Annotated in this window: 8 protein-coding genes; all 8 read right to left on the bottom strand. The window is 47.7% G+C overall.

The annotated features are described in order from the left end of the window. Nucleotides 1–56: 56 nt before the first annotated feature. The 8 genes from JJU34_RS07615 to JJU34_RS07580 all read right to left on the bottom strand — a co-directional run bounded on the left by JJU34_RS07615 (nucleotide 57) and on the right by JJU34_RS07580 (nucleotide 17,090). Nucleotides 57–1,478 (bottom strand): sulfatase-like hydrolase/transferase, encoded by a 1,422-nt coding sequence (locus JJU34_RS07615; protein WP_228691741.1) that lies wholly within the window; start codon nucleotides 1,476–1,478, stop codon nucleotides 57–59. Between the two features lie 249 nt (nucleotides 1,479–1,727). Further along, nucleotides 1,728–3,260: a glycoside hydrolase family 88 protein gene (locus tag JJU34_RS07610; protein WP_228691740.1), complete on the bottom strand. Its 1,533-nt coding sequence runs from the start codon at nucleotides 3,258–3,260 to the stop codon at nucleotides 1,728–1,730. 85 nt (nucleotides 3,261–3,345) lie between these two features. Then, on the bottom strand, nucleotides 3,346–6,630 hold the full coding sequence (locus JJU34_RS07605) for a PVC-type heme-binding CxxCH protein (protein WP_228691739.1): 3,285 nt from the start codon (nucleotides 6,628–6,630) through the stop codon (nucleotides 3,346–3,348). 305 nt (nucleotides 6,631–6,935) lie between these two features. After that, the gene (locus tag JJU34_RS07600) at nucleotides 6,936–8,336 is read right to left on the bottom strand and encodes a sulfatase-like hydrolase/transferase (RefSeq protein ID WP_228691738.1); all 1,401 of its coding nucleotides are present in this window, start codon (nucleotides 8,334–8,336) and stop codon (nucleotides 6,936–6,938) included. A gap of 97 nt (nucleotides 8,337–8,433) precedes the next feature. Beyond that, nucleotides 8,434–10,095 carry a hypothetical protein gene (locus tag JJU34_RS07595; RefSeq protein WP_228691737.1) on the bottom strand — a complete coding sequence of 554 codons (1,662 nt, stop codon included), beginning with the start codon at nucleotides 10,093–10,095 and terminating at the stop codon, nucleotides 8,434–8,436. A 31-nt stretch (nucleotides 10,096–10,126) separates the two neighbouring features. Continuing rightward, entirely contained in the window at nucleotides 10,127–12,154 is a 2,028-nt protein-coding gene (locus tag JJU34_RS07590; protein WP_228691736.1) for a hypothetical protein, read from the bottom strand. 277 nt (nucleotides 12,155–12,431) lie between these two features. Continuing rightward, the gene (locus JJU34_RS07585; RefSeq protein WP_228691735.1) at nucleotides 12,432–13,895 is read right to left on the bottom strand and encodes a RagB/SusD family nutrient uptake outer membrane protein; all 1,464 of its coding nucleotides are present in this window, start codon (nucleotides 13,893–13,895) and stop codon (nucleotides 12,432–12,434) included. 18 nt (nucleotides 13,896–13,913) lie between these two features. Next, nucleotides 13,914–17,090 (bottom strand): TonB-dependent receptor, encoded by a 3,177-nt coding sequence (locus JJU34_RS07580; protein WP_228691734.1) that lies wholly within the window; start codon nucleotides 17,088–17,090, stop codon nucleotides 13,914–13,916. Nucleotides 17,091–17,109: the final 19 nt, after the last annotated feature.

Below are 17,109 nucleotides of genomic sequence, written 5' to 3'. Positions count from 1 at the left end.
CCATTGACAGTTCTATCAGATCATATTAATTGCCTTCTTAGAAATCTGGAGATTGCCTAGTGTCCTGGAAACCATCGGTTTTCAAACGCTCCTCGCAATGTCTCCAGACGGTCTTTATAAGACTCTTTCCAGGTAAAATGGGTGGTTTCAAAGGGATCTGCCGCCAAGTCCATCAGGCGCTCCTCAAAACCCGCCGCATCGTATCGCACATATTTAAGCCCATCGGCATGCAGCACAGCCCTGCTGATCTCGCCTTCTATGCCCAAGGTCTCCCTCCACTCAGGTTCTAACCCTTCGAATAGTGGCTTCAAACTCATCCCTCGGGGATCTGCAACCGCTTCTACCCCCGCATATTCAGCCACTGTAGGCAGCAAATCCAAGCCCAGGGAAATAAGGTGCCGATCGTTTACCTGACCGGGTGTAATCTTCCCTTTCCACATCGCTGAAAAGGGTACTTTGACGGATTCTTCGTACAGTAAATTCTTATGTTCCAGCCTGTGGGAGCCATCGAGGTCCCCGTGGTCACTGGAAAAAATCACCAAGGTATTTTCTTCCTGTCCACTCGCTTTTAAGGCATCTAAAATCACCTGCACCTGCGCATCTGCCCTCTCTGTCAGGCGCGCATAGGCCCACCGGTGCATGCGCCACTGTTCCTCGGTATACTCCTCCCTCGCCCCACGACGAAAAGACCGGGGATCTCTATCCAAAAAAACCCCGATTGCTTTTGCCTCGTCCTCCTGAATTTCAAAGTTGGGTGGCAATGGTGGGCAATAACGGGCAAAAAAAGTATCTCTATCTACACCTTCGGGTAGATCCATGGCCCTGTCCAAGGCTTCCAAAGCCGGTGCTGCATTGCGCTGCAAACGCCGCAAAGAAACCGAATCGGCAAAATCCCGGATGGCCATGTAGCATATATCGTGTGGGTTGATGAGAGAAACCATCATAAAATAAGGCTTTGAACGATTACCTTGGATATATTCGGCAGCCCGAGCGGCCAACTCGTCTCTTCCATCTTCCGTCAGGACCTGGAAACCGAGTGATTCGGGATGCAGGGGTGTCGGAAAATGCTGCTTACCTCCGAAAACCAACTCATAGCCCGCCTGCCTGAGATACGCAGGCAAAGTGGTATCCAATACCTCCTGGTCAATAGCTGTAATGTTCACAGACGTCCCGTTATTTCGGACCTGTTGGCCGGTCTTATCTGAAAAATAGCCCGGAAACCTCCCCGTCAGCATGCTTACCCGAGAGGGGGAACAAACTGGATTAGTCACATAGGCACGGGTAAACCGAATGCCATTGTGGGCGATATAATCCATGGCCGGAGTTTGGATATAGGTATTCCCCGAAGAGCTCATCATGCTTTCGCTTTGTTGGTCGGTGACGATAAAAATGATATTGGGAGGCTTTTGCTCTTTTTGGCAGGCAGAAATAACAAAAAGCATCAATAACCCAACCAATCGTACTCCTAGTAGTCGCATGATCTTTCATTCAATGTGTAGCAAAAGATGGAATTATTCTTGACTAGAATCAATCAAAACAGGTATTAAATGTCGTTTTTACCCCCATCTTCTTTGATTTACCTAGCTAAAAGTACAGAGATTCGAACGAGAAGGGTTGCATCATGTTAGCCAAAAAATGTACTATTTTACCCCGTCGCGTAATTCCATCGGTTTAAAGCCAACCTTCAATCAAAAACCAGCCTTTACCGAGGTGGGGTCATTGCTTTTTCACTTCGGATCGGGCAAAGATGCAATCAGCTGGGAATAGAGTCCCGAAGCATAGGAAGAGATGACCCGGTAACCGCTTTTCTGCAGCTCTTCTCCTCCCTTATTGGACTGTGCCGTGCCTGAAACCATTCCATCCGGGGTCAAATAAGGTTTCACTGCATTCTTTGTTTTTACGAGCTGCTTCGTCACATCAGCGGGGAGTATCCCGTTTTTTTGACCCAAAGCGATCGCCGCGGCAATGCCCAAGGAACCGGAAGTATCATAGCCAGTCTCAGGCTGTGCCAAATAACAATACCAAAGTCCATTCTTCTGCTGGTATTGCAGAGCCCATTCGACTGAAGACAGGTACAAACGTTTGATGGTTTCAAGACCTGGCAGGGCACGAAACTCCGAGTGATTATGTAATGCCATCCAACTCCTAACCAAGCCCTGCATATACCAAGCCACCCCTCTGGCCCAACTTTCGAAAGAAACCATACCGTCACTCGTTCCCCGCTGGTAAATGTGCCCATTTCTCACCAGTCGATCACTTCGGATCAAAAGATGATGAATGGCCAATTCTGCCAATTCCTTATCGTTTCTAGCGACGGCAGCTTCTGTCATTGGATAGGCTAAGGTATAGCTGCCCTCGGTAGTCAGGTTGCTTTCCTCCCTAAGATCATTCAAGCAGTATGCCATGAATAGGTCTACTGCCGGATGATCGGGGTATAGTTTGGTAATAACTGCTATCGGTAAGGGGCATTCAATGCCATAAATTTGATCATACAAAATTTGGCTGCGGGGGCCCTCATAACTAAGCCTTTGATGCTCGTCAAAAAACATCGCAAGGTGCTGGTCAAAGACCCGCTTGGCTAATGGGTTAAAAGTGCTTTTGTACATATCATACAAGCCGTCCAACACGCAGCCCTCCATCCAGCCAAACTGCTGAATGGAACTGATGGAATAAAAACTGGGAAAGAAATTATTCAAAGTGGGCTTGTCGGTGGAATGGGAAAGCAAGTGGGCCGTCAACAGCTGATTGGTTGCATTGGCTGTACCGCCGCTTAAAAACCAGGCCGGCGTACCGCCTTTTACCATTTTGAGAGATAGTCCCTCTCGACCTACCCGCTTATGAAATTCTGGAGGAATTACCAGTTCAAATACCTGTATCACAATCGGATACCAGATATCAAAAGTGCCAATCAATTCGGAAGTCCTACCAAGGTATACTTCAATGAGCATTTCTTCGCGGATATCCATGACGCTACACAACCTCAGCCTAAGCGAAGGATAGGCTACATCGCCTTCAAGATCAAAGGAAAGGTGGACCGAAGGATCTTCAGTACCTGGCTTCACAGCAAAGGCTTTCCAACCAAACGGAAGTCGCTTGCCTTCGGCTACCTCTATATCCATTGCAGTGATCTGTGTGGCCCGATGATATACCAACCTGGTATTCTTTGAATGACTCGAATACGATGAAAATGCATCGGCAGAAACCAACGGAATCGCTGCACTTGTTACCGAAATTGCTTTTAGAAAGTCACGCCTATCCATCACAGCTTAAATTTTATTACAAGTACAAATCAGAGTAAAACATCTCACCATGGGATATTTGCCAGAACACTTCTTGGAAGCACTTTCATGAAGATGGCCTTTCCACTTTCATCAGGCCATTCATAATTCGCCAATGCCCCGGAAAGGTGCAGGCAAAGGGATACTCTCCCGGTTCACTGGGGGCCGTGAACTGAAGCACATACTGCTCTCCGGTGGTTACCAAAGGAGTGGCGGCCAGTACCCTGTCCGATTCAGGAATGAAATCCTTGTTGTATCCATCCGGGAGTTTCGCCATCTCGTCAGCCATCCGGCCCACCGCTTCCAGACTATTTGGACTTAAAATCAACAGATTGTGGGGCATGTCATCCGGATTACTAAAATGGATCTCCACCGGCATACCCGCAGGAACGGTAAATTGCTTTTTATCAAAAACCATCTCTCCGGGAAGCGTCGTTAACACCACCTTTATCACTTCTGCAGCGCCTTTCAATCCGCGACGAGCATCGACATCCCCTTCCGCCAAGCCTGATGCGCCTTTCTGCTCCCCGGCAACAAAAGCATCATCGCTGATTTTCAAAAACTGCATGACCGCAGGTGCATGGGAAATAGCCGCAAATTCTTCGGATGTCAGAGGAGGCCAGGAATAGGCGGCCCAATGGGGATCCGTTTTCAAAAATCCAGGTAACGGCAATTTCTCGGGATCAACAAGTGGCCCCAAGATCAGCGCGGTTTTGACAGAATCTCCTTTTAGAAATTCCGGGTTTTCTTGAAACATCTCCATCCAAATGGGCCTCAATGGCTTGAAGGCCTCCTTCAATGCATAATCGATGTAGTCATCCATCGGCCAATTCGTGGCATTGAGCAATGCCTCCACCGATCGCTTCGATCTGAAATGACTGAGCGCCGCGATGGCTTCCAGCCGTACTTTGGCGGAGGAATCTGAAATTTTCTCAGCTAAAAGCGTTTCCGTTTCCGGAATATGCTCCCGCCAATAAAACAAAACCCGAGTAGCCGCAGCCCGGATATCCGGGTCATTGGCCGCCAACAATCTATCCAGTAGCCTTCTATTCGGTCGGTGAAACTGCTGGTATACCCATAAACCTTCCAACATGTCTTGCTCCAAAGATGTCGATTCTTTGTCCAATTCATTTACCCAGGTATCCAATACCGGTAGGATTTCGGTGTCCGAAAATTCCCTTAGCTGCATCCGTGCACGATAGCGCACCCTGTCTTCATCCTCTTTCAGTTGATCGAGCAATTCAACCAAAGCCAACTTTGTCAGGTCCAACACCGGATTCAAGGCCTTTTTTGTATAAGTGATCTTCCAGATTCTTCCATGGGCCTGATCTCTTAATGAATCACGGAAACCCTGCTCACCGTGCTGAATAATGGGATTGTACCAGTCCACCACATACAGGGCACCATCCGGGCCGAACTTCAAATCCACCGGTCGAAAATTCAAATCCATCGACTGCAATAGGGGCTCCAATTCCTCCGCAACAATTCCACTGCCTTGCGGAATAATCCGGTGCTGCCGAATGCCCTGAAACCCCACGAAGGTGTTAAAAAGGATATTTCCCTGTGCTTCATCCGGAAAATTGCTGCTGGAGATTATCTCCATGCCACAGGTTTTGGGCTTATAGGTGCTGGTCAGGAAATCCTTCATCCCTACATGCTTTTTGGGGTACTCTGTAGCTACCGTCAAGGGAGTGGCCAAATAATTCATGCCCGTAGAGACATCCCCGATTAGGTGGGTTCCGTTGCGCATAAAGGCATTTCCCCAAGGATTCGCATAGGGATAGGAGACGTAAGGTTCCAATTTCATCGTGCGGGGTTCATACCTCCAAGTATTGCCATAGGCGCCACGGACAGGGCCATAGGGGGTTTCAACCTGGGAGTGAAGAAAAGTCCCCTCGTGCATATACAAGGCCCCATCGGGACCCCAGGTATAGGCGGAAATGGCATGGTGTGCATCCTCTGTACCAAAACCATGTAGGAGATTTCCACGATAGTCGGCCTTGCCGTCACCGTTCGTATCTTTCAAAAACACCAAATCCGGTGCTTGGGTAAGGTACACCCCGCCATCTCCCAGTTCAAATCCCAAGGGCAAGTACAAGCTGTCCGCGAATACCGTATGGTGATCGGCCACCCCATCTCCATCCTTATCTTCTAAGATGACCAGCTTATCATTTGGCAGTTGTCCGGGCAAAACATGGGGATAGGAAGGCATAGACGCTACCCAAAGCCTTCCCTTTGGGTCAAAGCTAATCGAAACGGGATTGGCGATAGGGAAATTCTGTTCAGACGCAAAGAGCTCGATCCGATAACCCTCCGGTAGGATAAATTGATCGGTGGATGGGGTGTAGGTCTTTGCCCTAGGTCGATCCACCTCGAATGCTTGAAAAATTTCCTTGGCCTGCTGCAGGGCCAAAGGACCATTTTCGGAAGCACCTTTCCAAACCAGGGAATCCAATCGAAGTAGTATGGAGTCCAATTGTGCAAGTTCATCGGGGAGCGTTTGGCCTCCCTTCCAATGTTTCCTACTTCCCGAGATGTATTCGCCATTTTGGGACCGGAATCTATGGAAAAACTGCCGGTTTTTGATCCCAATCAGCTGCCTGAGTGATTCGGCAGCCTGGCCCCACGAAGCCTGCGTAAATCCCAACGACCTAGCCATTGACTCGCTGACCATCCGATAGCCCACGTCCGTCAAATGAATACCGTTGTAAGTCAGGTACTCATCCGACTGACTCATCAACCGTTTACTGAGCTCATAGAGATCCACAAAGGGAATGTTTAGTTGCCTCGCCACCTCTGTCATCTTGCGCGTATATGCTCTCAGTTGTCCGTTATGAACGTCCGGACTGGGAAGAAGACCGCCGATTTCCTCGTGGTAGATGGGCGAAAATAAGACTACCTGAGGAAGTGTTTTTCCGTTGTAGGCTTCTATTGAAATTTTTTGCAGATAAGACCTTAGGTTTTGCTCGAATCCCGGCAGGCCATCCGCTCCCTGAAAAGCTTCATTCATTCCAAAAAAAGCGAAAATATAATCCGGCCGATGGTAGCTCAAATTATCCTCCAAGGAGCCAAAATCCAAGGGCCTCGGCTGCAAGTCTACCTCGTCTCCGCTCCAGCCCAAATTGCGGACTACCAGATTTCTATCGGGAAAGCTTTGGTATAGCAGGGTTTCAAAATAATTGGTCGTCTGTAGCTGTTCGGCAAAGGTATTTCCCACGATCACGATGCGCGCATTAGAGGGTGGGTCAAAGGGTATGGGCTGCGATAGATCTGAACAGGAAGACACCAACGAGCCCATGATGCATAGAAAGCACAAAAAATGAGTAGCATTATAGAACGGTCGTTTTGGCATCGGGTCTTTTGGGTAGAGAACTAGCGTTGGTTAAAAATAAACGAATATTCTACGTAAATCAAAAAATAAAATGACCAAGGCACCCAAATACCGATAGGACCGGCGACAGGAAAAAATGATTGGGATCTTGCTGCTTTAACTTGGACTGGGAACCACTTCCCCAACACTGCATCAACAACGTCTAAATCAGTGCCAACGTCCGGCAACGGAGCGAAAACCGGGTTACTTGTAACAAAGTAAATCAGCGGAACGGTTCATGGTATGCTGTTCCGCAACTTGACCGAAAGCAACCGGAAAAGACTGACTTACTCGGCCCCCAAAATCGCGCTATATCCGCCGTAGGGAAAATGCGGATTGGGAACGTGCTCTTTTTGCACAATATCCTCCATCTTCCGGACCAATTCCGGGTATTGATCCGAAATATCGGAACTCTCCGAAATATCCTGCGCAAGGTCATACAGTTCCATGCTGGAGTCAACCCCATACCGTACGCCCTTCATGGTTCCGATGCGAACAGCCTGACGGAAATTGGTCGATGGTTTACCATACATATTAAATTCCCAAACCAGGTAATCTCGAGGTTTGGGATCCCTGCCAAAAAGCACCGGTGCAAAGGAAACCCCATTGGTCTGATCGGGCACCTTGATACCCGCTACCTCTGCAAAGGTGGGCATAAAATCCTGACCACTCAGCGGAGTATCATCCACTGTTCCGGGCTTGGTATTTCCTGCCCAAAAAGCCAAGGCGGGCACCCGAAGTCCCCCTTCGTAGGTATCTCGCTTCCTTCCCCGCAATTCTCCGGTACTCTGAAAAAACGTATGATCGTGCCCTTGCTCGCCTTGGGCGCCGTTATCACTGGTGAAAACGATCAACGTATTGTCGAGCACGCCCATTTCGGTAAGCTTATCCAAAAGCCGACCTACCTGTTTATCGAGCAGGGTAATCTTTGCGGCATGCGTGCGCTCGATCTCCGGCCATCCCTGATCTGCATATAAATCCTTGTCTCCGACGGTTTTCTCGTGGGCATGAGGCGCTCTATAGGACATAAAAAGGAAAATTGGATCCGCCAAGTCCAGGCCATCTAGGTAATCCAATGCGATCTCGGTGCGGAATTCATCTAGGCAATCGTAAGCCGTTTGGTCATAGAAGATAGAATCCTGTTTGCCGTTGATCCAGTGCATTCTTTCATCGTACACAATCCCTCCCGGGCAAGTCCCGAACTGCTCCTGCACGGCAAAATCAAATCCCCGGTGGTGGGCCCAGGTCTCCACGTTGCAATCGTCCAAGTGCCACTTCCCAATAAAAGCCGTCTGGTACCCCGCCTCTCGAAGCATCTCCCCCAATGTCATTTCGTCCGGCTTCAATGCCACCCGTGCAAAGACTTCTCGTTCGGGGTGGTACCCAATGTTGCCGCGAATGGTGGAAGAGGCTGAATGCTTACCGGTAAGGATAACGGCCCGAGAAGGTCCACAAATAGGGCTTCCTGCATAAAAGTTGGTAAATCGAATTCCCTTTCTGGCGAGTTCATCCAATACGGGCGTGTGAATCAGTTTTTGTCCGTAGCTTCCAAGCTCTCCGTACCCAAGGTCGTCTGCCAACAGGAAAACAATATGAGGCCTTGAGGGAGGATTGACTCGCTCTTCCCGTTCGGAGCAGGAGAAAAATAGGTGGGCCACCATGAGCAGTAGAAACTGGTATCTATTCATTTTCTTCAGTTATTTTTGTTCTTGTAGGTTATTTTAAAGGGTCTTAGCAAACCCTTTACGCTAGACTACAACGATGCTTACGCATCAGATCGAGGATTTATTCCAATCCCTGCTGGGTCACAATGGGTACATAGCCCACCTCAAATCCAGCCGGTGGCTGCACGATCAGTGCAGGATCAATGTCCGCCAGTTCGCCGATCAATGGCGGAGGAAGGTATTCGCGCTCCTTCGTCCAATGCCTGTGAAGCAACTCGGCCCGTCGTTGCATTTCTTCACGCTCCTCTTTGGTAAGGTCCACATGCAGCAATGCCGGCTGATCGGCAAAACGGTACCAATAGTAGGTAACTGTACTGCCATCCCCTAATTTCGCCTTAAAGGGCCCCGCTACCGGACCCGGAGTCTTCCAGCTGCTCTCCGTATCCTCAGGGGTGACGTAGGGAAGTGCATTTCGTTTATCTGTACTTCTAAAATCAACCGCATGAAGCCCTGTTTCAACGGGCACCTCCTGAGGAGCGACGGCGATCCACTCTCCCTTGTCATCTTCATCCGTTTTCACCAACTTATAGTATTCGGGAAGTACTACCAATGATCGATTGCCCAGTGTCCGATCCGTAATATGCTCGCCAGACCAGCGAATTTTCAATGTAGCCGAATCCGTCACACTGGGGTCTAGAAAAGAAGTGATATTCAGTAAAGCGCGCTTTTCCTTCGGAATATGTTCACCAAAAAAACTCCAATTGGACCTGACACCCTTTTTGAATCGCTGCATAGCCGCCTCTTCTGCATTTATTTTGCCATCGGCAATTTTTCCTCCGTTAAACCACGCTTCCACATCGTCCCAGAGCGCCCGCTTTTTGTACACCATCAAACGGTGCAATAAATCCGAATTCCCATCAGATCCCACAGGGTATTGGGTGGGCGCAGTTCTGGCGTAGACTTGTCCTTTGGAGTCCGTTGCTTCTTTGGAATAGATATGTTGCGTTTCCATCTGAAAGGGCTTGTTGGCTTTTGACGGTCGCTGATCCAAAAATAAACCTGCTAAGCCGGGGTCTTCCGCAGATGCCTGCGTCCAAAAATAGGGCGTGAAGAATGCTATTGGACCTTTGAAATTCCCGGTGTTTAGAAACAGTGTCCAGCATTGATTGCCCGTGGGGACCGCTGTTCCTGCCGTTGTGGTTTTTGGCTCCATAAGCGGCAGAGGCAGGTACCCGCTACCGAAAAGCTCACCAGAAGTTCCCTGTTTTAGGTTCAGTCCGTCCGGAGGCCACAATACCCACGGGCTCAGCTGCGCCACACCGTATTTACCTTTTGGATCGTCCCAGTCCCTGCCTCTTCCTGCCCCAGGCCCATTCGCCCACCCGGCAAAATTCAATTGCACCCCGCCCATGATGAATTTGGGCGTTTCGGTGGCGTATTCGGTATCCCGCCACCAGCCAAGTCCCCCTTCGATGTTGGTGTAAAATCGTTCTATCGGCAATGGTCCATCCTGCTGCGGGTGCATCCAGGTACCGAACAAGCCGGACTGAAAGCTCCTACCCGGGTACTCCTTGATCAGTGGCCAAGCTGCCATGTACATCGAATATCCTGCATTGTAGGATTCGTCTACTTCTTCTAACTGTGTGATCAAGTACCCGCCCACGTGTATGTCCCGCAACGCCGTTGCCTGAGGGGATTGCTGGGCAGAAATCGGGGCAATCTGCAGAAACAGCCAGCAAAACACCAGGAATACTTTTTCTTTCAAACGTTTCAAATCCATCATTCTTTAGTTGATAATGTCATCGTCTCCCCCATTAAAGGGCTTCCAACGCCTCCCTTGTCGCCTTCAAAAGCGGTTCAGCACTTAGGGGATTTCCTGTGGCCTCTATCATCCATTGGTCGGGTGTCAACTTTCCTATTTTACACACCCGAATCAACTCCTCCGCAAAATCCAGCCCGTCAAATTGCTCTTCCAGCTGCATCATGACGATATTACCCAGCGGATAGCTGTGCAGGTATAGGGCTCCGGAGATAAAGTGATTGTAAATCGCAAAGATCGGCACGTCTTTAATCCCATATATTTCGGCAAAATACTCATTCCATAGTCCTTTGGCGATCTCTAGCGTAGCCTCATTTAGCTCATCAACCGTCGCATTCGGATGATCGTATAACCAATTCCAAACCCGAATCTCGTGCAAAGCTACCGCTCCGATTTCACAGACAAACCAAAAAGCGGCCAGTGCATTGGATTGTCTTTCCCTCACACGGTAGTCTGGATTGACTCCCAACGCAACGAGGTTACGGTACGCAAGCAAATCTGCCATAGCTTCGGTAAAGGGACTACTGGGGATTCCCTTCAACAGATAATAGTCTGTCATGTAGGTGCCGACTATCTGCTGAATATTGTGTCCGATCTCATGCATGGCCACGCGGTAACCTTTGTAATTGAGTCCATCTGATTCAAACCGCGTGCGCAGGTGTGCGTTGGCACCACGCATTTGGGGAGCATTTGCATGGCCTCCGGAAGGTATCGGGTCCACCACGATGCGACTACCGATAAAATCCGCCTCAAACCTGCGAAAGCCTACTTTTTGTAAAATCGTGGGAATATCTTGCTGAAAGGCCATCGGGGTTGGATATTTCTCTCGCAGAATTCGATCCAGTTGGTCCATGTCGACATCAGGCCTTTCGTCAAAATCAGTAATCCAGATATCGAAAGGCTCTAACTTCCGGCCCAAACGCTTCTCGATCATCGCTGCGACGGCCTTCTTTTCCGGTGCACCAACCACCGATTCGAGCAGGGAAACGATTTTTGATTCTGAGAGTTGGACGTTGTCAAAGGTACGGGAGAGGTAAGTGGAGCCGGCTGCATATTTTACATCCTGCCGCATTTTTGAAGTCATGTTATGATGGAGCACCCGGTATCGGGTACCTGCTTCTGCTGAATAATCCACTTCTACAAACTTCTTACCCTCCTTGGCATACACCTTATTTGCCTGCGGTTCCCAGTAATAGGGAGTTTCTCCGATCATACAAGCCGGAATGGTCTGGTGTATGATGTGCATGATGATGGCCTGAAGGATGCGTTGTTTTTCAAGCGGGTCCTTCCTGGAATAAAGGCCCTTGATTTCATCCCTTAGTCCGTTGTGACTATTCAACCGGGTACCGGCCGGGAAAAGTACTTCCATCCTCGGAGACAGTACCTGATCCATGGAAAGGATATACAGCGAGGTATAGTCCCGCAGCTCATCCGGCAAGCTAGTTGGCTTGGGTTCCTTTTCGGGGTCAACTCTGAAATCAAACTGATCGCCTAGCCGAGCCATGGCCCATTCCTTTCTGCTCCAATGGGGCCCTAGTCGCTCCTTTTCCTCCAACGTAAAAAAGGGGAAATTCAGCGCGATTGCCATGGCCAGCTTGTTTTTGAAAAAATCAACTTGGAACTGTGCGCCGGCAAACATGCGATCAAGCTCGGTAACGGGGCGGATCATCGTGGTAACCGGGTAATCCAACTTGAGAGAAAGCTCGCGTCGGTACCCATTGATTGCTTCGAATTGCTGCTCCGCGATGTCAAAGGCCTGATCTAGTGCTTCGCCACTTGGAATAAACTGTTTGAGACAGAAATCATGAAAAGCCGTAGGGCTTCCATCTGCTTCGAGCCACAGCGACGCCAAATGATGAACCCCGCGTGTGATCCGGGCAGACTCCTCCTCTCCATATTGCTCTATCAGCCTATCCACCACTTGCTCCTTAGCCGATTCGGAAATAAAAGCGGTGTCTTCCTGCCCATAACCGGTTAGGAATAGCGATAAGGTAAAGAAAATGGTTATCAACAGGTGTTGCATCGATTATGGCTTGAAAGGTTCAAAAACCGTCATTCGTACGTGTATGATCGGGGAAGAATCTGTCCCCAAAACCAGTATGACTTCCCGGGAAGGAGCTTCAAAAGAAAGAAAACCAAGGGCCACATATGCTGGAAGTCGGATTTGCATACATATGAAACGGACAACTAACAAGATAGTAAGCGAATAGCATCACCGACCTGCAACCGCAACGCCAATGGACCAACACCTTTGTCCGACAACCAATACCTGTGGCACCTTGGATTATTTTTAGTGAATATCACCAGCCGGGATTCTGTGGTAGCAAGTTGGGGTTTACATCCACTTCCCGTTGAGGAATCGGCCAACTCATCACCCTAGGTTCAAAAACCCGCACATGGCCCGCAATACCTTCAATAGCCATTTCCATCGCATCCTGCATAGCTTGGGGCCCATAACGAAGCAGGTCAAAGTATTGATGACCTTCGAAGGCCAATTCCAATCTTCTTTCTTTACGAATGGCTTGGCGCATTGCTTCAGTGCTAAGCCCTTCAGGAAGGTCCGCCAGTCCGACCCTGTTTCGAATTCTATTTACGTGAGGTGCAGCTGCTGCGGGACCATTCAACTCATTTTCAGCTTCAGCGAGGTTTAGTAACATTTCTGCATATCGGATAACGACTGCATTTTGACTTCCCTCCCCGCCAATGTTCGGCTCAGGAATTACACTTTTCTTCCGCAATAAATTTGTAACTCCAAAGTTCAAGTCTAATTGTTCAGGTTGAAAAAGGAACCCGGCAAACGTTTCTCCTGGGAAAATAATAGTCCAGTTCTTCCGGGGATCTCCTTCCTCAAATGTATTTGCAAGATTCTGGGTTGGGTAAAGTCCCATTCCTCCGAAACCTGGCGCATTTGGCAAGCCAATGCTATTAAAAGCGCTCCCTGTATTTGACCCAGTAAAGCCGAGGAACTGAACCTCAAATATGGATTCGGTGGTGTTATTATTTCCTTGTGGAAGAAACTGATTCGGCCACTCACTCATAGGTACAAGTCCATACCCAAGTTGAGTTACCGCATTTACCTCGGAAATAACATTGGCCCATTCCTTTTGGTATAGATGTACTCTGGATTTAAGCCCATGCGCTGACTCCTTGGAAGCCCTTCCTGTTTCTGAAGAAGGGTACTGCGACCTAGTAGGCAAATTGGCTATGGCAAATTCAAGATCGGAAAGTACTTGATTGATGACTTGCGCTTTTGGGTTTCGTGAAACCAAGGCCTGCTCCCCTACACTTTGAATTTGTACAATCAATGGAACATCTCCCCAAAGGTTGGTAAGGTGAAAGTAAAATAAGGCTCGTAAGAAATGAGCTTCCCCCAATATCCGGTTTTTCAACCCTTCATCCATAGTAATTCCGGGAACATTGGTAATCACTTGGTTCGCCCGAACGACTCCTTCATACGATTTCCCCCAGAAATTAGCTGGCACCGAACTCCTTGCATCCCAACCTATATTTTCACTGATCTCCAAATAGCCGGAAAAAACAAAGGCCGATAGCGCATTAGCAGACAAGCCGTCTGTCTGCATAAAGAAACTTCTATACATTTGGTCGTGTGCCAATACGTTGTATACGCCATTTATTGCCTGAACAGCTTGTTGCTGGTTTGTCCAAAACGTTCCTTCACTCAATTGGTCCAACGGGAACCTATCAAGCTCCTGACAACCTAAAGTAAAGCTCGCTAATAAGATAAATAAATATATCCTTTTCATTTCTTTCGGTTTTACCAATTAATTAATACCAATATTTACCCCAACTGCAAAAGTCCTTGCTTGTGGATACGCGTCATTTGTATCGTTAAACAACAAAGCGGATTCCGGATCGAAGCCGGGAATGAAGTTTGTCCAAGTCAGCATATTTTGACCGGTCACATACAGTCTTAATCTGGATAAACCCAATCTTTCATTGATTTGATCCGGAAAGGAATACCCCAATTCTATGTGCTTTAGCCTGACGTATGAACCGTCCACAATATTGTAGCTTAATGCAGGCCCTACAAACAAAGACGTATTCCAGTTTACGCCCTGGGCTACTCTTGGAACCGTAGTGTTTTGGTTTTCCGGCGTCCATCTGTCCAGCCATTTTGTAGTTAAATTATCGCCACCTCTTAGGCCGTCATTACCAAAAACGCCATCTTCAAGATCCCGACCGATAACTCCTTGGAATAGCACCCTGAAATCAAACCCCTTATAGTCCATTGTGATGGTACCTCCGAGGGTGTGTCTTATATTCGTATTGCCGATGACGACCCTATCCGCAGCGTTAATTATCCCGTCCCCATTTTCATCCGCATAGATATAATCGCCGGCACCATGTCTTGGGCCACCGGGTTGGCGTCCCCAGCGCTCCACATTCTGAGCCTCAGCGTCACTGTTAAAAAGACCAATAATTCGATGTCCAAAAAAACTACTGATAGGTTCTCCAACGCGTGTAATTATTTTGTTTGCGGATATAAACTCCTCGTTCAACTCCAATACCACATTGTCATTATAGCTCCAATTACCTGAAATACTGTAATTAAAGTCCTTCCCTACACTTCCAAAGTAGGACATCAAAATCTCAATGCCTTGATTTCGGACTTTTCCTTGATTCTGAACGGGGGGACTTAAGTTGCCAAGCGTGAGCGGGACTGGGGGCGTCACCAAGATATCGTCACTAATTCTTCTATAAACAGAGGTTTCTATAGAAACTTTGTTATTAAATAACGTGGCATCAAACCCTAGATCTGACATGGTAGTTGTTTCCCACCTAACATTTGGATTATTAAGGTTCGCCAATGCGGCACCTTGAACCAACGAATTGCCAAACACATAATTTCGATCCAATGCGACTCTGGAAATATGGCTGTAATTACCAATGTTCTGATTGCCCAATTGACCCCAATTGGCCCGCCATTTAAGATTGTTTATCCAGTTTACCCCCTGCATAAACCGCTCCCTGTCCATTCTCCATCCTACTGCCAAAGAAGGGAATACTCCCCACCTGGATGCTTGTCCAAACCTGGAAGAACCGTCGTATCGCATATTGACCTCGGCTAGATACCGTTCATCAAAGGCATAACCTGCACGTCCAAAAACCGACCTAAGAGCCCACTCTTGACCTGTACCCGAGACGGAAGGGTTTATAGAACCTGCATTCAGTTTCGCCACTGCATCATTAGGGTAACCCTGATTAGATGCCTGAAACACATCCCTTTCAAAAGTTTGATCCGTAAAGCCTAATAAACCATTGAAATTCGATTTACCGATGGATTTTACGTAATTAGCCGTAGTCTCAAATAAGATGGTGCTATTGGCATCATATATTTCCGTCAATCCCCCTAGTGGATTGTGAGGCTGCAAATTCACACCATCCGATGAAAAGTGAGGATTTTGAAATCGGGAGCGTCTGGTACTCTCGATAAAAGCAGAACCTGTAGTCCTAACAGTAAAATCTTTTACTGGAGAGTATTCGAGGTAGAGATTCGGGATAATCCGCTGAATGCTTTCATTGTCCATTCCGCCCTGTGTTGCCAAACCAATCGCGTTCATACTATGAAGTGCCCTACCCAAGGTTCCTCTGGAATAAAACCCATCAGCATGAATTAACCCATCCACCATCGCAAAAGGTGGATGACGGATAGCGTCTCTAATTAGCAGTTGAGTACCCAAACCACCATAATTTGGCTCTTCATTTTTGAATAAGCTGGCAGAAAAGTTAACACCGGCCTTCACTTTGTCAGAAACTTTCACGTCAATGTTTGACCTAACATTAAACCTGTCTGAATTCGTGTTTAAAACGATACCCTCGTGACCTTGAAAGCCAGCAGAAATCATATATTGGACATTCTCTGCACCGCCATTTACGGAAATATGATGATTTACCAACGGTGCATTCGGAATGTATACAAATTCCCAGAAACCTTCGTGTTCGTAATTCCTAAACCAATTCAAGGTTTCCTCATTATAGTCGGGAGAATTACCAACATTAGTCCTGCTTTCATTTCTCAGCAAGGCATAATCATACGGATTCAATACCTTGGGAATAAAGGTTGCATTTTGCCAGCCGTAATAAGAATTAATGGAAATACTGGGTTTTTTTGGCAACCCTCTTTTAGTCGTTATTAAAATCACTCCGTTTGCTGCCCTAGCACCATAAATAGCTGCAGAAGAAGCATCTTTCAACACGGAAATACTCTCTATGTCCTGAGGATGTATATCTACCATAGTAGCCTGCACACCATCAATAATAACCAAAGGTGCAGTATCTAGATTCTGCCCATCTGCACTTTGTCTGATAGTATTTACACCTCTAATATTGATAGTGGGTGCATCCCTTCCAGGCTGCGCAGAAGGTTGTATCATTTGTACACCAGCAACCCTGCCCATAAGTGCCTGACCCGCGGAAGTCAACGTTTGATTGGCTAAATCCTCACTAGAAACGGCTGAAATGGCCCCAAGCAAATTGACTTTTTTCGTAGTACCATATCCTACTACTACGATTTCATCGAGTGAGGATTCTGACACTTTCATGGTGACATTCAAAATCGTTTGAGATCCCACCTGAAAACGTTCTGTATTATAACCAATAAAGGAGAAAACCAAAGTTGCGCCATCAGGTGCATTGATCTCGAAATTCCCATCTATATCTGTAACCGTCACAATGGACGAACCCTCCACTGCGATGGTTGCTCCGGGAAGTGGATCACCGTTTTCCTCGGTCACTTTTCCCGTAACTCGGACATCTTCAAATGCTAACTTCGGCTCAGAACTAGCGCTAGATGACTCATCCAAACGCTCTAAGTAAACAGCTGCCTCCCCTTCGCTAACCTGAAATAATATTAGACAGGTAACCATCCAGCAAATGTGTGTTCCGAAACATCTTTTGGAGGGTTTACTTTTGGTTAGATTGGTTAATTTTATGTTCATATACGAGTAGTTTTGATGA

The sequence above is a fragment of the Lunatimonas sp. genome (genome assembly GCF_020832325.1).
Taxonomy (GTDB): domain Bacteria; phylum Bacteroidota; class Bacteroidia; order Cytophagales; family Cyclobacteriaceae; genus Lunatimonas.
This window is presented reverse-complemented; position numbering and strand designations above follow the sequence as displayed.